Source organism: Flammeovirga agarivorans (assembly GCF_012641475.1).
In the GTDB taxonomy this organism is placed as follows: domain Bacteria; phylum Bacteroidota; class Bacteroidia; order Cytophagales; family Flammeovirgaceae; genus Flammeovirga; species Flammeovirga agarivorans.
In genome coordinates, this window is record NZ_JABAIL010000005.1 from 329,353 (window position 1) to 348,579 (window position 19,227).

Genomic DNA, 19,227 nt, shown 5'->3' on the forward strand with positions numbered 1-19,227 from the left:
ATTAGGAAGCTATGCTAGTTAATAAACAAAAATAAGTAATAATGGGTGCCCTTGAAAAAGTTTGGTATTACCTTTATTATTTATTAGGCATTTACCTCTTAATATTAGATAATAAGAATTAAAAATACACCCGTTTCGGTATGAATAAGTATACTCTTAAAGTAAAAGAGGTTGTGAATGAAACAGCCGACACTGTCACTATAAAATTAAAACAACCGTTGTTTCGAAAATTGAAGTATCAATCAGGACAATTTGTTTCTGTTTTTAGTTCGATTGGAGATAAGAAGGCCATTAGATCATATTCTATGTCTTCATCTCCTCAATTGGATGCAACGGTAGATATCACTGTAAAAAGAGTAGAAGGAGGATTGGTCTCTAATCATCTTAATGATGCAATTAAAGCTGGAGACTCTATGGAAATTGGAGATCCAATGGGACAGTTTCTAATTGAGCCTGATAGCAACCTAGAGAGAAATATATTCTTATGGGCAGGGGGATCTGGTATTACACCTTTATTCAGTATGATGAAGAGTATCTTATTTTTCGAAAAAAGAAGTAAGGTATTTTTAATCTATGGTAATAGAAACGAGAATACAATCATCTTTAATGAACAAATAGATGAACTGAAATCTAAATTTGAAGACCGTTTGGAGATCATTCATGTATTGAGTAAACCTTCAGCTGCTTGGGGAGGGTTCTCTGGTAGAATTGATGATGTTATGGCTGTAAATATTATTAATAGATTAAGTATTGATAAATCTGAGCATTTTTTATGTGGACCAGAAGGAATGATGGAATCTGTAGAGAGTGCTTTGAAAAGATTTAAAGTTTCGTCTTCTAAAATATTTAAAGAAAGTTTTGTTCCTGCATCAGAAAGTGGAGCTGTGAATGTAGACCTTTCTACACAAACAGTATCTATCGAAATCGATGGAGAAGAACATGATGTCGTTGTGAACCCAGGTACAATGATTCTAGATGCCGGATTAGATGCTGGTTTGGATATTCCTTACTCTTGTCAAAACGGAGTTTGTACGGCTTGTAAAGGAAAGTGCGTTTCTGGTAAAGTGGAGATGGGAGAGACTTCAGTATTATCTGAAGCAGAGAAGCAAGAAGGCTATGTATTAACATGTATTAGCCAACCATTAACAGAAAATGTTAAAATCACATACGATTAAATCGATTGTTGATATTTATTTACTAAAATTTGTTAGGTATTCTTGGAATAATCAAATTTTAGTAGTTACTTTGAAACATCGAAAGATTGAAGAAAAAAAGAACCCTTTGTCTATAAGACAAAGGGTTACTCCAACTCCTCTTCAATCTGTTCATTTCGCTAAACTTATATCTTATTATTTTTACTAACGCATTCACTAACAAATTGTAGTTTTAAAAATACTAAGTAAAAATATTTTTTTCGTATCTATTTGTAAACAGTCTCTTCAGTCTATTCCTCTGACAGAATTTTTTAACCTACTGACTGTAATAAAAGCAAATCAACTCCTCTTCTTTCTTCATCTATTCATCTGACATTTATTTGATATTGCTTTCATATCTAATAACGGCCTTGATGCGGTTATGGTTATGAAATTAGATCTTAATTAACTAATTTTTTCCTTTTTTAGGAACTCATAATCTCAAATTATTTTCTTTTTCTTTTCTTGGAAAAGTACAAAATAGGGGTATGTGCTTTACATACCCCTTTTCTTATTGTATTATACTAATATTTGATACCTATATCGTCTCTTTTCTCTTTATTGATATTTTAAGACTTCTTTTGATGGTCATCATCATCATTTTTGACGTAAAGTGTTTGCGTAGGGAAAGCGAATTCAACACCAACTCTTTCTGCAGCTTTCAAAACATCAAAAAGTAGAGCCTCTCTATTTTCAAGTTCTTCAGTCCAGCTAAAAGTTTCGAAATAAACATATAGCATAACTTCTAATGAAGCAGCTGCAAGATTATTTAACCTCACATGATAAAGGTCTTTCTTTGTTTTAGGATGTGCTTCAATACATTTCTTCACTTCCTCGATAAAAGCTTCAATTTTTACTGTAGGTGTATTATAAGGAATCGAAAGCATGGTATTGTATCTTCTCAACTTTCTTTGACCAAGGTTGTCAATATTGCTATTCACCATCACTCCGTTAGGTATACTTAGTAGTGAATCTGTAAAAGTCCTTACTCTGGTACTTCTAAAACCTATTTCCTCAATGATGCCTTCCTGATTCTGTACTGATACCCAATCACCAACTTGAAATGGTTTATCTAAGAAAATCATGATTGAACCAAAGAAATTTTTGACAGTATCTTGAGCAGCAAACGCCAAAGCTACACCACCAAAGGAAATCCCTGTAATTAAGCGAGATATATCAAAACCAAAGATCTTTAAAGCGAGTAGGACTCCAAAAGTGATAAAGATAATTCGTAAACAAGCTTTTAATACAGGAAGAAGGTTTTTATCCAAAACGTTATTATTCTGAATAAAATCACTGAACCTAATGACAATTACATCGGCCAAATGATATAGAATAATAAATACATTATAGATGAATAACAGCTTCACACCCGTCATAATATAATAGGTGATATATTCTGAGAGCAGAAGGAAAGGGATAAGGTAATACCAAAAAGCACATATAATTATGGTTGCTAGTGGTAAACGGAATTTTGGTAAGATAAGGTTATCAATTTCCTGCTTTTTGAGTTTACTAAATATCCGCTTTAGAAACTTTTTAGAAATCCATTCACCAACTCTATAATAGATATAGGTCATGATAATCAATAAGAATATGGAGGTCCATTGCCACAAATTGATTCCCATGAAAACTTCTTCTGACTGTTGAATAGAAGAAGCGAAAAGAACTAAATTACTGGTAAACGAAGGATAACTATCTTTAAAGAGCTCATTAATTCGATTGGTAGAATATTCTGAATATCTCCATTCTCCATTTTCTTGTCGGTCTAGATATATATTATTGATCTTACTAGAGATAAAATATCTATGTGTTTGTGTCTTTTTATCTATGTAATCTTTTTCTAAAGGAAAGTTGATAGAATTAAGATAGATCCCCTCTCGAAAATAAATTAATTTCAATTGAATGGCGAGTCGTCTCAATTCATCTTCAGTCCATTTCCCTTGAGGGAAGGCTTTAATTGCTACCTCAGGATGGAAGTTATCTTCTTCAAGGTTTTCAAGGTGTGTATGGATAGTATGGTATGGAGTACTTAACGAATATTCTATACTATCTAACGATTTGAAATCATAGAATAGATGATCTTCTGGATAACTACGACGTCCATCTTGGTCATCATTTTCTTCTCCAAATGTGATGAATGGAAAAAGAAATACTATTACGTATATAAGAAATTGTTTGATCGACATATTGCAATGCAGAAATTATAGATAAAGAGACATCTTTAAAATAACGATAATAACCCTAAGACCCATAGTATTACATGATCGAATCCTACTAAAATATGCTTCTTTCTAAAAAAAATAGGCTGATACTTTCCATGAAGTACCAGCCTAAATTATGTATAGTTCAATTCTAATTATTCAATTGCACCGAATGTCGACAGTAACTGACGTACATCTGCTACTGTTTTTAAGTTATATCTTGCAGCAGAGGCCCCTAAACCTACTTTGATAGTGTAAGCTTTCTTAGGAAGAGCTTGGAATGTATCTTCATCCGTTACGTCATCACCAGCAGCGAAAACAAAATCATAGTTGTCGTCTGCTAAGAATTTTAACGCAGCCTTTCCTTTATTCACATCTTGTGATTTTACTTCTACTACCTTGTTTCCATGCATTACCTGAAGGTTCATGTTAGAAATTAAATAGTTGAGGTTACCAACAAGTTCTCTAGCTCTTAAATCACCGAAATCAGCATCTGCTTTACGGTAATGCCAAGCTACAGAGAATGCTTTTTCTTCAACAAATGACCCTGGAGTACGGTCAACATAACGATCGAGGATATTACTGATTTTTGATTTCCAATCAGAATTTAAGTTATCGATCATTTCAAAAGGAGTATTTCCTCTTCTTAACCAAATACCGTGTTCAGCAATGATATCGACTTTAAAATCACTAAACCATGCTTCTAATGTCTCTTTGTCTCTACCACTGATAATAACGACCCTATTTCTATCGTCTTTCGTTAAGTTTTTCATGATTTCTCTTAATTCTTGATCAGGAGAAACGGATTGAGGATCGGCAGCAAAACCTTTTAGCGTACCATCGTAATCTAAGAAGATAATACGTTTTTGTGCCTTTGTATATTTTTCGATCATTTTAGATCTCGACTCGTCAGATAATAATCGCATGTTCATTGCTCTTTGACGTTCAATAATGTTATCCAGCTGATTCATAAAAATTTCTACCCATCGGTGAACATTGTATCGTCTCACCTTTTTCTGCATTTCTTTCATTCGGGACCTTTGTTCGTCCTCAGGCATAGTCAATGCCGTATATAGTGCTTCAACAATCTGATTCTCGTCATTAGGATTGATAAGAATTGCTTCAGAAAGTTCTTTGGCAGCGCCGGCCATCTCACTTAAAATAAGAACGCCCTGTTGGTCTGTCTTACTCGCTACAAACTCTTTACAGACTAGGTTCATACCATCACGAAGAGGCGTGACTAAACCTACCGTAGATGCCTTATATAAAGCAGATAAACCTTCAAAACTAAATGATCTGTAGAAGTAGTGAATCGGTGACCAATTCATTCTACTGTACTTACCATTTATCTTACCAACAAGTGTATCGATTTCTTCTTTCAAATGTTGGTATTGGTCTACCTTATCTCTAGATGGTACTACTAATAGGATTAAAGATACTTGCCCTTGATATTCTGGGTATTTTGATAGGAATTTATCAAATCCTAAAAGACGGTGCTTGATACCTTTACTATAATCCAATCTGTCAATAGAAAGGATCGATTTATTTTTACTAAGCAAGTCTCCATATGCGATAACTTTTTGCTTTGTCTTTTCAGAGTCTGCAGCTTTTTCAAACTTATCGTAATCGATACCCATTGGGAAGGCATCAACAGAGACTAATCTATTTTTTACTTTTAAAAGACCAAGAGAACTATCATATCCCAATAGACGGTTGACTGAACTTAAGAAGTGTCGCATATCATCATAGGTATGGAAACCAATTAAATCAGCACCTAGTACCCCTTCTAGAGTTTCTTTACGCCATGGTAATAGACGGAAAATCTCGTAGGATGGGAAAGGAATATGTTGGAAGAAGCCAATAGTAGCATTGGGTAGTGCTTCTCTTAACATACCAGGGAGAAGCAATAACTGATAATCATGTACCCAAATAGTATCTTCGGGCTCAGCATGTTGCAAAATCGCATCTCTGAACATTTCATTCACATGGATATACGAATCCCATAGATCTTTTTCATAGGTTGCATATTCAGTGAAATAGTGGAAAAGAGGCCATAATGTTTTATTAGAATACCCTTCGTAGAACTTTAGAACATCTTCTTGGGTTAAAAAAACAGGTGCCATGTTGTCTTTTTTAAGCTCAACACCAATATGTTCTTTTTCCTTTTGGTCATGATCGTAAGTTCCAGGCCAGCCAATCCAAAGGTTACCACCTTGTTTGTAAGTAGTACTTAATCCTGTTGCAAGGCCTCCAGAACTAGGTTTAAAACTTAGGGAATTATCTGCATTTTTATTTACAGTGACCGGAAGTCTGTTCGAGACAATAATTGTTTTTTTTGACATAGACTTTTGTTAGTTAAATTTTTTGGTAGTTAGAAACATTAAAGAATAAACTGGAGCACACGTTCCCAATTTAAAAAAGCCCATACACCAACTCCTCCACAGAGTATCCCAATAAAAATGCCTAAGAGTAACATTTTTTGGTTATGTTGTCGTTCTTTTAGTTTTATTTCTAACTCAATTTCCTCTGGGAGGTCAGAAATGAGCAATAAATGATTTTCTCTTTCTTTAATCTTTTCATCATAATCAATGAGTTCCTTATTTTTGTCATCAATTATATCCTGATATCCTTCAAGGACATCTTGGACATTTTCTCTGGATTGTTTTAATTCATCAAATAGATCATCTAGTTCTTCATGATTGATGACTTTCCTTTTTTTACCGAAAGGAAAATAAATATAAATCCAAAGGATAATGATAACAGAAGTAAGTATTCCGATCCACCACCATAAGTATTGCTGAAGGTGTTGGACCCATTGAAACCAAACATCATTCATAAATAGAAGTTGTTTATATCACGGTATATAATGAAAAAATCATTTTTTAATCTTAATAAAGATAGGATTTATTCATCATCAATTAAAAGATCTGAATTTTTTTCTTCAAATAAGTAGGGTAATCTTCTTTATTGATGTATTATTAATAAATGTTAATCAAATCTAATTACAAGTTCATAATATTTTTCTCTCTAAAGAATTTCTAAATGATACCAGAAAACGATCATGAATTTATAGATAAAGCACTAAAACACTATGACCAAGAAAGTACTTCTAATAAGGATCAGGTAGATGACAGTAGTGATAAGGAGCTGAGTTTATTAAATAAAGTATCAGATGAGTTAAGTAACATGTCTATCCCGACTTCCAAAAAGTCTAAGGAGCAGTCATGGTCAGAAATATATGGGAAAATAAATAGTGAAACAGTAAAGCAAGCTGAAGCAAGTTTTATTGATATGTTGTTTTCTCCAAAGTACATGAAAAAAGTAGCTGCAATTGCTGGAGTATTTGTAGGACTTTATGCCATGTGGTTTTTCCTTAGTGGGATACAAAATGTAACTCCTTCTGATGGAACATTGGAATATACTTTCCCTGACGGTTCAACCGTTTTCTTGAAAAAGGGATCGAATATCAGATACCTGAAATCAGGTTTTGATGGAAATGTCTATTTGAATGGTCATGCACAGTTTCATCTAAATGCTGTTCATGAAGGAGGAGTATCTTATGAAGTAAAGACAGATCGCTCAATAATTTTAGCTGATGCAGGGAGTATTTTTGATGTAAGGGATGATTCTTATTTATATCATATTACAAACATTGGAAGGCCTCTTGTTCAAGTGAGAACACCACATCAAGATGAAGCGACTAGTAATATATTGTTGAAAAAAGGCAATAGCTTGAAAACAAAGTCTGCTGAATTAGGTGATGTATTACAAGGAGATCTGACTCATATCAATTGGCCTAAAGGACACTTTATCTATCATGAAGTACCCTTATCTATGGTGCTCTTTGATTTCGAGAATCAATTTGGAGTTAAGGTAGTTCATTCTTTGCCAGAATTATCAAACAAGGTATTTTCTGGAAGTTTTAAGGATGAAAATATCAATACTGCATTATCTGATTTAACAAAAGATCTTGCACTTAACTTTAGATTAGAAGGAGAGAGTGTGATATTAAGTGATATCAACAATTAATCTTTATTACTTGAATACAAAAAAGGCTGTCTTAGTAAACTAAGGCAGCCTTTTTTATTAAATCTAATGTATCAAACTTAGACTTTGATCTCAACATCAACACCTGACGGTAAGTCAAGTTTCATTAATGCGTCTACTGTCTTTGGAGAAGACGAGAAGATATCGATCAAACGCTTGTAAGTACAAAGTTGGAATTGCTCACGTGATTTCTTGTTAACGTGTGGTGAACGAAGAACTGTGAACTTTTCTTTCTTAGTTGGAAGAGGCACTGGACCTGCAACAACTGCGTCTGTTTTCTTAACAGCTTCAACGATCTTAGCAGCAGATTTGTCTACTAAATTGTGATCGTATGACTTAAGTTTGATTCTGATTTTTTGTGTCATATCTTTTTTGAATAAAGTTAGCCGTCCGCTAACTAGTTGTATGTAATTCATAAACTCTGAACCTACCGTTGTAGGTTCAGGAGTTCATGATTATTGACAATTTATAATTACTTCTTAGCTTCAGCAATTACGTCTTCAGCAACGTTTCTTGGTACTTCTTTGTACTCAGAGAAAGTTAATGAAGCAGATGCACGACCTGAAGTAATAGTACGAAGGTCAGTTACATAACCGAATAACTCTGATAAAGGTACATCAGCTTTGATTACAACTGCACCGTTAGAGATCTCTTGTCCTTTCGGAAGACCACGACGCTTGTTGATATCACCGATTACAGCACCAGTGTACTCGTCTGGAGTAACTACAGAAACGTCCATGATAGGCTCAAGGATGATTGGCTGACAAGATTTTGCTGCCGCTTTGAAACCTAATTTTGCTGCTAATTCAAATGATAATGCATCTGAATCGACATCATGGTAAGAACCGTAGAATAAACGAACACGCATCGCATCGATTGGGTAACCTGCTAAAGCACCGTTATCCATTGCTGCTTCGAAACCTTTTTGGATAGCTGGGATAAATTCTTTTGGAATTACACCACCTTTGATTTCGTCAACGAATTGTAAACCTGGCTTAACAACACCATCCTCGTCTGGCTCAGCTGGGCCAAGTTCGAATTGGATGTCTGCGAATTTACCTTTACCACCAGTTTGTTTCTTGTAAGTCTCTCTGTGTTCAGTAGAACCTTTGATCGCCTCACGGTAAGCAACTTGTGGAGCACCTTCGTTAATTTCAACGTTGAATTCTCTCTTAAGACGGTCGATGATGATCTCCAAGTGAAGCTCACCCATACCTCTTAAGATAGTTTGACCAGTTTCGTGGTCAGTTTCAACTGTAAGCGTTGGATCCTCTTCTACTAGTTTAGCGATAGCCATACCTAATTTGTCTACGTCACCTTTTGTTTTAGGCTCAATAGCAATACCGATTACCGGCTCAGGGAATACCATCTCTTCTAGTACGATTGGAGCACCAAGCTCAACAAGAGTATCACCAGTTTTGATGTCTTTGAAACCTACACCCGCACAGATATCACCTGCCTCAACTTGAGGGATTGGATTCTGCTTGTTCGAGTGCATTTGCATCAAACGAGAGATACGCTCTTTTTTACCAGTACGCATGTTCAATACATACGAACCAGCTTCTAAAGTACCAGAGTAAGCTCTTAAGAAACATAAACGACCTACGAATGGGTCAGTAGCGATCTTAAATGCTAACGCTGAGAATTTATCTGAAGCATCTGCCTTACGAGTCTCCTCTTCACCTGTTTCAGGGTTAGTACCTTTTGTATCAGGTAAGTCAAGTGGAGATGGTAAGTAAGAACATACAGCGTCAAGAAGTGCTTGAACACCTTTGTTCTTGAATGCAGAACCACACATTACTGGAGAGAATTCCATGTTCATAACAGCCTTACGAACTGCAGCACGAACTTCATCAGCAGTAATTGAATCTGGGTCTTCGAAGAATTTCTCCATCAACTCCTCATTGTGAGTAGAAACCGCCTCGATAAGGTTTTCTCTCCACTCAGCAACTTCGTCAACCATGTCAGCAGGGATGTCGATTACTTCATAAGTAAATCCTTGGTCAGCTTCGTTCCAAACGATTGCTTCGTTTGTAATTAAGTCAACAACACCTCTGAAACCTTCTTCAGCACCGATTGGTAATTGTAAAGGAACTGGAGTTGCACCCAATTTCTCTTCAATTGTTTTCACTGCTTTTAAGAAATCTGCACCAGCACGGTCCATTTTGTTGATGAAACAGATACGAGGTACCTTGTAGTCATCAGCTTGACGCCATACAGTTTCAGATTGAGGTTCTACACCAGAAACGGCACAGAAAAGAGCTACAGCACCATCAAGTACACGTAATGAACGCGCTACTTCTACTGTGAAGTCAACGTGACCAGGAGTGTCAATGATGTTTACTTTGTACTCTTCAGATGCAGGAGTAACTTTACCCTGTTCAGTTGGGTAATTCCATGTAGTGGTTGTAGCAGCAGAAGTAATCGTGATACCACGCTCTTGCTCTTGCTCCATCCAGTCCATTGTTGCAGCTCCGTCATGTACCTCACCAATTTTGTGAGATTTACCTGTATAATAAAGGATACGCTCTGTTGTCGTAGTTTTACCAGCATCAATGTGAGCCATGATACCGATATTCCTTTGGTGCGAAAGATGGATCTTCTTAGCCACGGATTATTAGAATCTAAAGTGTGAAAATGCTTTATTTGCTTCTGCCATACGATGTGTATCGTCTTTCTTCTTCACTGCAGCACCCTCTCCACGAGAAGCAGCAATGATTTCGGCAGCTAAACGTTCTTTCATAGTACGTTCGTTACGCTTTCTAGACATAGTGATCATCCACTTCATGCCTAAAGACGTTTTACGATCTGGACGTACTTCAACTGGCACTTGGAAAGTAGCACCACCTACACGGCGAGCTTTAACTTCCACTGCAGGCATTACGTTAGAAAGACCTTTCTTCCATACGTCTAATGCGTCAACAGTTTCGCCTTCTTTTGAAAGTTTTTGCTCAACAATCTCTAACGCGTTGTAGAAGATGCTGTATGCAATACTTTTCTTTCCGTCAACCATTAAGTTGTTAACGAATTTTGTTACCATAGTATCACCAAATTTAGGATCTGGTAATACGTAGCGCTTTTTAGGTTTTGCCTTTCTCATTTCTTAAAAGAATAAACAATTTTAGAGATGTCCTTACTGACAATGAATGTCTTGACTTCAGGACTTGGACTTTAAATTAATTTTGTAAGTTCAGACTAATTAAGCCTTAGGCTTCTTAGTACCATACTTCGAACGACGTTGACCACGTCCTTCAACACCTGCAGTATCAAGTGCTCCACGAACGATGTGATATCTCACACCAGGAAGATCCTTAATACGACCACCACGAATCAAAACGATTGAGTGCTCTTGCAAGTTATGTCCTTCACCTGGGATGTAAGCGTTGACTTCCTTACCGTTAGTCAAACGAACCCTAGCTACTTTACGCATTGCCGAGTTAGGCTTCTTAGGCGTAGTAGTGTAAACTCTTGTACATACACCTCTACGTTGAGGGCATGAATCTAATGCTGGAGATTTAGATTTTACTACAATCTTTTTTCTCCCTTTTCTAACAAGTTGTTGAATAGTAGGCATTTACTTAAATTTTAATTTAAATGCGTCTAACGTTCGATACTATTAATTCTCGAATGCAAAAATTTTACAGTGGGCAAAGGTATCAATTATTTCCGTTTTTTCCATTCTTTTATATAAACTATTTGTTATGAGTTTGTTATCATCTTTTAATTTGGTTGTTAATAAAATATAACTCACTGATTTTTACAGTTTAAGACCTTCTTTTTATCACAATTGACTGAAATACATAACTGTAACTATTCGCTGAAAGAGAGGAAATAATTAAAAAAGAGGAACAAAAAGTTCATAAAAACTTCTTATTCCTCTTTGTTTAGTCAATAGCATTGAAGTATTTCAATACAATTTTAACGATAAAAATGCAGCAGAATGGTTATTTTTTTGACTCTGCAATTACATCTTGAGCAATATTTGCCGGCACTTCTTTATATTCTGAGAAGGTTAACGTAGCAGATGCTCTACCTGATGTAATCGTTCGCAAATCAGTAACATATCCAAATAATTCTGATAAAGGTACATCAGCTTTGATAACAACAGCACCATTCGCAATTTCTTGACCTTTTGGTAAGCCTCGTCGTTTATTAATGTCTCCAATTACTGCACCTGTATATTCATCTGGTGTGATAACCGAGACATCCATAATCGGTTCTAAAATGATTGGAGTACAAGATTTTGCAGCATCCTTAAAGCCTAATTTAGCAGCTAATTCAAAAGAGAGTGCATCTGAATCGACGTCATGATAAGAACCATAGAATAGTCGTACTCTCATGGCATCAATTGGGTATCCGGCGAGTGCTCCATTATCCATAGCTGCCTCAAAACCTTTCTGAATGGCAGGAATGAATTCTTTAGGAATAACACCACCTTTGATCTCATCAACGAACTGAAGACCTGGTTTAATTACACCATCTTCATCGGGTTCAGCTGGACCGAGTTCAAATTGAATATCGGCAAATTTACCTTTACCACCAGTTTGTTTTTTATAGGTTTCTCTATGTTCAGTAGAAGATTTAATCGCTTCCCTGTAAGCTACCTGAGGAGCACCTTCGTTGATTTCTACATTAAATTCTCTTTTTAATCGATCAACAATAATTTCAAGGTGTAGCTCACCCATACCTTTTAAAATTGTCTGACCTGTTTCGTGGTTGGTTTCTACAGTTAAAGTAGGGTCTTCCTCTACCAATTTAGAAATGGCAATTCCTAATTTATCTACATCACCCTTGGTTTTAGGTTCGATCGCAATACCAATTACAGGTTCAGGGAAGACCATTTCTTCTAAGACAATTGGGGCTCCTAATTCTACTAGAGTATCGCCAGTTTTAATGTCTTTAAAACCCACACCTGCACAAATATCACCAGCTTCCACTTGTGGAATAGGATTTTGCTTATTGGAGTGCATCTGCATCAGACGAGAGATTCTTTCTTTTTTTCCTGTTCGCATATTGAGTACATAAGACCCTGCAGTTAGCGTTCCGGAATAAGCTCTTAAGAAACAAAGGCGGCCAACGAAAGGATCTGTTGCGATTTTAAAAGCTAATGCAGCGAATTTATCACTAGCATCTGCTTTACGTGTTTCTTGTTCACCTGTTTCAGGATTAGTACCAATTGTGTCTGGCAGGTCTAAAGGTGATGGCAAGTAGGAGCAAACAGCATCTAGTAATGCTTGAACACCTTTATTTTTAAAAGCTGACCCGCACATCACAGGAGAAAATTCCATATTCATAACAGCTTTTCTTACTGCTGCTCGAATTTCATCAGCTGTAATGGAATCAGGGTCATCGAAGAATTTCTCCATTAATTCTTCGTTATGGGTTGATACGGCTTCAATAAGATTTTCCCTCCATTCGGCTACTTCATCGACCATGTCTGCCGGAGTATCGATCACTTCGTAAGTAAAGCCTTGGTCAGCTTCGTTCCATACAATAGCTTCATTTGTGATTAGATCGACAACTCCTTTAAAGTTTTCTTCAGCTCCAATAGGTAGTTGTAAAGGTACTGGAGTGGCGCCTAACTTTTCTTCAATTGTTTTTACGGCTTTTAAGAAGTCGGCACCGGCTCTATCCATTTTATTGATAAAACAGATACGAGGAACTTTGTAATCATCCGCTTGACGCCATACAGTTTCTGACTGAGGTTCAACACCTGAAACGGCATCAAAAAGTGCGACAGCACCATCAAGAACTCTGAGCGAACGAGCTACTTCTACCGTGAAGTCTACGTGACCAGGTGTATCGATGATGTTGACTTTGTATTCTTCGGAAGCAGGAGTTACTTTTCCTTGTTCAGTAGGATAGTTCCAAGTAGTAGTGGTCGCTGCCGAGGTAATTGTAATACCTCTTTCTTGCTCTTGTTCCATCCAGTCCATGGTAGCAGCTCCATCGTGAACTTCTCCAATTTTATGAGATTTACCAGTGTAATATAAAATACGTTCAGTAGTAGTGGTTTTACCAGCATCAATGTGAGCCATGATACCAATATTTCTTTGGTGCGAAAGACTAATTTTCTTTGCCACGATTATTTATAGTTTAAGTTGGGTGATAAGATTTTGTATTTCTATCAATTGATTGATTTCGGTGACAAAATTTACTACTTAATTTCATTATTATCAATGAAATAAGGTTCATTTTAGATAGAGATATTTTTTTCTAAGTTCTTTTTGAGAATCAATGCTTTATTGAATTGGTAATTTGTTCTGTGGGTTGTTAGTAAGATTATTTAATATTAGAGATATGTGGGTAGTGAAAAATTAATTAAAATTTGCATTTTTGTATATATGAATTTACCAATTATCACAATGTTCAAATTAAGAAAAATACTACCTCTTATTACTCTTGTCTTTCTGTTTGGCTTAAATGCGAATGCTCAAGATGCTAAAAAAAATAAGAAATCTGATTTATATGTTACCGGGGGATTAGAAATAATTTTCTCTGGAAATACAGGTCTAAAAATGGCTGGACAGGAAATTAATTCTGGAGTGATGCGTTTTGCTCCTGTGATTAACTGGCAGACTATTTTTAATGCAGATTTTGGTAACCGATTTGGTCTTTTTTCTGGAATTGGTATTAGAAACGTAGGTATGATTTTCGATGTGCCTACAGATCATGTTGAGGATAATGTTGATGGGCCTGTAAGAAAAAAAGTAAGGTCTTATAACTTAGGTATTCCAGTTGGTTTTAAAGTAGGGAACCTCCATGGTTTTTTCCTTTATGCAGGTTATGAATTTGAAATCCCAGTACAATACAAAGAGAAAACTTTTGTATCGGAACGTAAGACAGATAAATTTTCTGTTTGGTTTACTGATAGAGTCAATTACCAACATAGTTTAATGGTAGGACTTCAGTTTCCTTATGGAACGAACTTGAAATTTAAGTATTACCTAAATGATTACTTCAACTCTTCTTGGGGAGATAATCAGTCTAAAATGAAAGGTACTGACTTAAACTATAATCAGATTACAGGAAATGTGTTCTATGTATCCTTAAACTTTAGTTTATTTAGAAATACAAAATTCTACTACTCTGAGTATGAGAAAAAGCATACTTTCCCTCAGAGTTAAGAAACGAAATACCATAAAAAAGGGCTGTATTGTAATGATACAGCCCTTTTTTTATGGATTCAAATCCTTTAATATTTTTGTTTTCCTTTGATAAAGGTTTTCTTTTTTCTTCTCCTGAAGGATTATTTTTCTATCCCAATTGAGTTGATGAAGAAGTGCCTTTTGTAGTTTTTTTGGAATAACTGTACCACCCTGACTATACTTTATTTCTGATATTTCAGCAATAAGGTCACTAAGATGGTCATTAAGCACTGCTTGGTGAAGTGTCTCTTTATAATTACTGACGCTTTGATTTGGTAAAGTGTTGATCCATTGATAAAAATGTTGAATACTTTTTTCAATGTGACCACTTTTAATCGCCGATCTTAATTGACCGTAGGCATGCTTCTCTTTATAAGTAGAGGTAGATCTAATATCCTCAATTCGTTTACGGATTCTTGTAATCGGTCTGATTTTATAAAATAACCATAGTACAATTAACCCAATAAGAATTGCCTTCCATTGTTCTGGTACATAATCTTTCCATGTTTTTTGTGATGTTTTCGTTCCTTCTTCAGGTACTTGATTAAGTTTATTCAAACTATCTTGTAATGAAGCCAACATGGATAGGTTTGGATTTTCCTCTACAACAATCTGTAAGTCTTTAGATGAAACATCCTTTGACTTTTTTGTTCTAGGATTATAGTACCTCACAGTAACTCCAGGAACCTCAAACGTTCCTGCTTCTTGTACTAAATAAGTGACAACTTGTTTTTGAGTACCAGAAATATATCCTTCATTATTGTTGTAATTACTATTTATAGGGTGCTCAGGATAGATACCTGCCCAATCTAATGAATCAAATTCCCTTACAGGAATCATTGGCCCCAAAGTATTTCCCGCTGTAATAGTAATGGTACGTTTTAGAACATCTCCAACTTTTACCTCTGAAAGGTTTTTATTCCAAGTATCTTTAATTCTGACACTACTAGCCACCAACCATGACTTTGGATCTTCACCTAGAGGAGGAGGAACAACCTTAATCGTCTTTTCTTTAGTATGAACTATCCTTTTCTTCCCTTTGTAATCACCTGGATCAGGTGTTTGCACTTCTAAAGTAAGAGAAGGAAAAGTGTTTTCTCCAGCACTAAAAGGGAATACCCAGTAAGTTTGTTCAACACCAGAATACAAATACTTACCGATGGTTAAAGAGTTAGGGATAGCTCTTCCATCTTTAATCATAAGAGCATTTGGTAACTGAAAATCTTCAAAATTAAGCCCTTGTGTAAACCAAGTAGTGGTGTAAATAGATAGCTTCACTTTGAATGGTTCACCTACCATTACTTCCTTTTTGTTGATTGTGGTGGTAGTGAAAATATTAGCTCTCTTTTGAGCAAATGCTGTCATTACCCAAAACAGACAGAAAGTCGATAAAATTATACGCTTTACCATTTTTGATCTGTAGGTTTAGGTTTGTCTTTATCTGTTAAATACTGATACTTAAACTTTTTCTTTAAGTACATGCTTGGATCAAGTTTCACCTGTCGGATCATACTTGCTTTCGATTGGCTTTTGGTTTCTGAAAATTGCATTTGAAGTAACTCTTCCATACTTGGATTTACCTCTTTTTCGCCCATTTCTTGAATGGTTTCAGATTCACCTTCTGCTTTTCTATCAGAATGTTGAGCAGACTCTTGTTCTTGTTCTCCCGCTTCAGGTTCATATTTTTTTCCTTTCATCGGTTTATTTTTACCAAGATTGCTTTCTTCAGACATATGTATATTAATCATACGCATTTGCTCATCAGCAATGGCCTTATTCTTTTGAGCAGGTTCTAACGTAGGGTCAATATCTAATGCCATATTGAATGCTTTTTGAGCAGCTTCCCAATTCCCTAGTTTTGCCTGAGAAACACCTAAGTTATACATGTTTTCGGCAGTAATGTCTTGAGCAAAGGCATCTGCTGCTTTTTCATAATCACCCATTTCGGTATATACATATCCTTTTTGGGTTTGGTCATCAAAGAGTTCAACAGCTTTTTCTTTCTCATTCTTATCTAATGCTTTTTGTGCCTGTTGATCTCTTGTCCAGAAAAAGTCCTTCGCTTTGATATCATCTTTAGGCAGACTATCTACAGAATCACAACTGATAAAGAAAAAGGGGAGAAGTAGTACCCAATTCCATTGTACCAATAGGCCTTTTCTGAACCAGAACATGGTCAATACTGCAATGACAAAACATAAGTAATACCCTGCATCTATCCAATCTTCTTCTGCTTTTTCACTGTCCTTTGTAAATACTAATTTCTCCTGAATGTCTTTTACATAAAGCTCGATATCAGTACGGTCTAAAGTGAATGGTATTAATTGTACATTAGGAATAGCTAAAGCTTTTTGGAGCTGGGTAGTGTTTAATCCAACCGTTACTGCTTTACCATTTTTATCCTTAAGAATACGATTTCTGTATAGTGGGATATGGCTACCTTCAGGAGTACCCAGTACCAATAAGTTATATTGATCTTGACTATCTGCTCTTTGACCAAATGCCTGAATATCTTCTCCGTTAATATCATCTGTAATAACCCAAACAAAGCTGGGAGCATCTGTTTTGTCTAAGATCTTATCACTTAGTTTTAATGCTTCCGATAAATTACTACCCTTTAGTGGCATAGATGCAGGTGATAAAGCATCTAAAGTAGATCTAAATGTCTTATAGTCTTTTGTTGGCGGAAGTGCTTCATGTGCAGAGCCAGCATAAACAACTAAAGCAGTTTGAACACCTTCATTTAGTTTTAAATAATCCTTGATTTTCATTTTAGCTCTTTCTAATCGGCTAGGCCCAATATCTGTGGCTAGCATAGAACGAGACATATCAAGGACTATCACAACTTTGGCTTCAGTTTGGTTACCCGGTTTATCAACTCTTTGCCAAGTTGGACCTGCAGCTGCTATCACAAATAGCCCTAAACTAAATACCATATACATTTTAGGAAACCAAGCTCCTCGCTTATTTCCTTTAATAATCAATATTTCTAATAACTTAGGGTTGACTAACTTTTTCCAATTTTCAGATTCTCTGATTGATATTAGAGAAATAATGAACAATACTCCAACAGGAATTAATGCCCATAAATATTCTGGTCGGATAAAATGAAAGTTAGAAGAAAACCCTTCGAAAAATTTATCTACTTCATTCATGACTCTTTACGTTTTAATGAAAGGATAAATTGTACCATGATGGAGATAAACTGCATTCCTACAGTAAGAATAAATCCGAGTGCTAGAGGGTAATAAAAAAGCAATCGTGTCGGACGGTAGCTCTCATCTTCAAATTGAATGGGTTCCATCTCGTTGAGTTTATCGTAGATAGTATTCAATTCATCAATATTACCCGCATTGAAGTATTCTCCTCCTGTATTTTTAGCAATCATACGAAGTGTTTTATCATCTAATTCATATGCAGCATTGTCTTTTGTACCAATGCCTATAGTATATATCTTAATACTATCTTCTGCTGCCATATTAGATGCTGTGATAGGCACAATTTCACTTCCGCTATCTTGACCGTCTGTAAGTAAAATCATTACTCTTTGGTCTATAGAATCTGCTTCGAAAACTTGTGTGGATAAAGCGATAGCATTACCGATGGCTGTTTTGTGTCCGGCCATTCCAATACCTGTTTCATCAACTGTGTGTTTGATGATATCTAAATCAGGAGTGAAAGGCAATGCAAATACATCACTACCAAACATCATTAGACCAATACGATCGCCTTCTCGTTTATCTATAAATTCATTAAGAACATTCTGTACCGCTTTCCATCTAGTAATCCTATTGTTATTGGCATCAAACCAATCTGTCGTATTCATACTCATAGAAATATCAGCTGCTATCAACATATTTCGAGCATTTTTAACCTTCTTCGCAGGTTTACCGATGTATTGCGGATTCGTTAATGCAGTTACAATACAAGCCCACGCAAGAAAGTTAATAGTATACTGAAACCACTTCCTCTTTAATACAGTCGCACTTTTTTGTGCTTTTAAGCCTGTTGCTTCCGTCAGTTCCTCAAATTTTGGATAGTACAATGCGTCTTTCTTTTGTCGATAAGCAGGCATTAACCACCATATAAGAATTGGCAGAGGAAGCAAAGCAAACATCCAGGGATATGCTAACTCATACATGATTTTTTATCCATTTAATTGCTGTATTAGCAAGTGAGGTTAACTGACCTTCTCTTATTGAATCATCTTTCATATAAGCAGCGTTCAATAAAAGGTCTTGGTCATTTTGATTAAATTTTATGTTGGAATGATCATTAAGGAAGTTGATCCAATCTTGTCCACTTAATTGAGCCACATTTTCTCTTTCATAAGTCGTTAATGCTACCCTTTTTAGAATTGTATTGATTTGGTATACTCCTTCATTTAGAGATTGTGATTGTGGATTTATCGTATTAATCTGTTGGATTGCTGTTCTTTTGTATGCATTTCCAAGATAGTTGAAATACATTTTTACAACTCCAACTAGCATTATAAGTAGAAAGATACCTCCAACGATATACCATCCAGGTGCAGACGGAGTCATGTCTACTTTTTCTGGAGGAATGAAATCCAGTACCTCATTGGCCAAACGTAGTGAATCTGTAGGCCAATTTGTAGTATCTTGAAGTATCATA

15 protein-coding genes are annotated in these 19,227 nt (G+C 35.7%); 3 read left to right on the plus strand and 12 right to left on the minus strand.

Annotated elements, in window-relative coordinates; genetic code table 11:
- The first annotated feature begins 140 nt into the window (after positions 1-140).
- Positions 141-1,175, plus strand: a complete 1,035-nt coding sequence (locus tag HGP29_RS17480) for a ferredoxin--NADP reductase (protein WP_168883721.1) — start codon at positions 141-143, stop codon at positions 1,173-1,175.
- Between the two features lie 587 nt (positions 1,176-1,762).
- Here HGP29_RS17480 and HGP29_RS17485 read toward each other — a convergent pair.
- From HGP29_RS17485 to HGP29_RS17495, 3 genes are all read right to left on the minus strand, one after another.
- Positions 1,763-3,382: a mechanosensitive ion channel family protein gene (locus tag HGP29_RS17485; RefSeq protein ID WP_168883722.1), complete on the minus strand. Its 1,620-nt coding sequence runs from the start codon at positions 3,380-3,382 to the stop codon at positions 1,763-1,765.
- 170 nt (positions 3,383-3,552) lie between these two features.
- Entirely contained in the window at positions 3,553-5,739 is a 2,187-nt protein-coding gene (locus HGP29_RS17490; RefSeq protein ID WP_168883723.1) for a bifunctional alpha,alpha-trehalose-phosphate synthase (UDP-forming)/trehalose-phosphatase, read from the minus strand.
- Between the two features lie 38 nt (positions 5,740-5,777).
- Entirely contained in the window at positions 5,778-6,233 is a 456-nt protein-coding gene (locus HGP29_RS17495; RefSeq protein WP_168883724.1) for a hypothetical protein, read from the minus strand.
- Between the two features lie 206 nt (positions 6,234-6,439).
- Here HGP29_RS17495 and HGP29_RS17500 point away from each other — a divergent pair, with 206 nt between their 5' ends.
- Entirely contained in the window at positions 6,440-7,426 is a 987-nt protein-coding gene (locus tag HGP29_RS17500) for a FecR family protein (protein ID WP_168883725.1), read from the plus strand.
- A gap of 77 nt (positions 7,427-7,503) precedes the next feature.
- Here HGP29_RS17500 and rpsJ read toward each other — a convergent pair whose 3' ends face one another.
- From rpsJ to fusA (HGP29_RS17525), 5 genes are all read right to left on the minus strand, one after another.
- Positions 7,504-7,809, minus strand: coding sequence for a 30S ribosomal protein S10 (gene rpsJ, locus HGP29_RS17505; protein ID WP_044227810.1), 306 nt, complete (start codon positions 7,807-7,809; stop codon positions 7,504-7,506).
- A 107-nt stretch (positions 7,810-7,916) separates the two neighbouring features.
- On the minus strand, positions 7,917-10,055 hold the full coding sequence (gene fusA, locus HGP29_RS17510; RefSeq protein WP_168883726.1) for an elongation factor G: 2,139 nt from the start codon (positions 10,053-10,055) through the stop codon (positions 7,917-7,919).
- 6 nt (positions 10,056-10,061) lie between these two features.
- Positions 10,062-10,544 carry a 30S ribosomal protein S7 gene (gene rpsG / locus HGP29_RS17515; RefSeq protein WP_044202332.1) on the minus strand — a complete coding sequence of 161 codons (483 nt, stop codon included), beginning with the start codon at positions 10,542-10,544 and terminating at the stop codon, positions 10,062-10,064.
- A gap of 99 nt (positions 10,545-10,643) precedes the next feature.
- A complete protein-coding gene (gene rpsL, locus HGP29_RS17520; RefSeq protein WP_168883727.1) occupies positions 10,644-11,018 on the minus strand; it encodes a 30S ribosomal protein S12 in 375 nt (124 codons plus the stop codon).
- A 370-nt stretch (positions 11,019-11,388) separates the two neighbouring features.
- Positions 11,389-13,527, minus strand: a complete 2,139-nt coding sequence (gene fusA / locus HGP29_RS17525; protein WP_168883728.1) for an elongation factor G — start codon at positions 13,525-13,527, stop codon at positions 11,389-11,391.
- Positions 13,528-13,809: 282 nt separating this feature from the next.
- Between fusA (HGP29_RS17525) and HGP29_RS17530 the strand changes: the two genes are divergently transcribed.
- Positions 13,810-14,571 (plus strand): hypothetical protein, encoded by a 762-nt coding sequence (locus tag HGP29_RS17530; RefSeq protein WP_168883729.1) that lies wholly within the window; start codon positions 13,810-13,812, stop codon positions 14,569-14,571.
- 51 nt (positions 14,572-14,622) lie between these two features.
- Here the strand turns inward: HGP29_RS17530 and HGP29_RS17535 are convergent, their stop codons facing one another.
- From HGP29_RS17535 to HGP29_RS17550, 4 genes are read right to left on the minus strand one after another with little or no spacing between them, the layout of a single operon-like run.
- Complete coding sequence (locus HGP29_RS17535; protein WP_168883730.1) at positions 14,623-16,002, minus strand: BatD family protein; 1,380 nt, start codon at positions 16,000-16,002, stop codon at positions 14,623-14,625.
- Positions 15,996-17,747, minus strand: a complete 1,752-nt coding sequence (locus HGP29_RS17540) for a VWA domain-containing protein (protein WP_168883731.1) — start codon at positions 17,745-17,747, stop codon at positions 15,996-15,998. The genes HGP29_RS17535 and HGP29_RS17540 overlap by 7 nt, the downstream gene beginning before the upstream one ends.
- On the minus strand, positions 17,744-18,733 hold the full coding sequence (locus HGP29_RS17545; protein ID WP_168883732.1) for a VWA domain-containing protein: 990 nt from the start codon (positions 18,731-18,733) through the stop codon (positions 17,744-17,746). The genes HGP29_RS17540 and HGP29_RS17545 overlap by 4 nt, the downstream gene beginning before the upstream one ends.
- Complete coding sequence (locus HGP29_RS17550) at positions 18,726-19,226, minus strand: DUF4381 domain-containing protein (protein ID WP_168883733.1); 501 nt, start codon at positions 19,224-19,226, stop codon at positions 18,726-18,728. Before HGP29_RS17550 ends, HGP29_RS17545 begins: the two co-directional genes overlap by 8 nt.
- Position 19,227 lies beyond the last annotated feature (1 nt).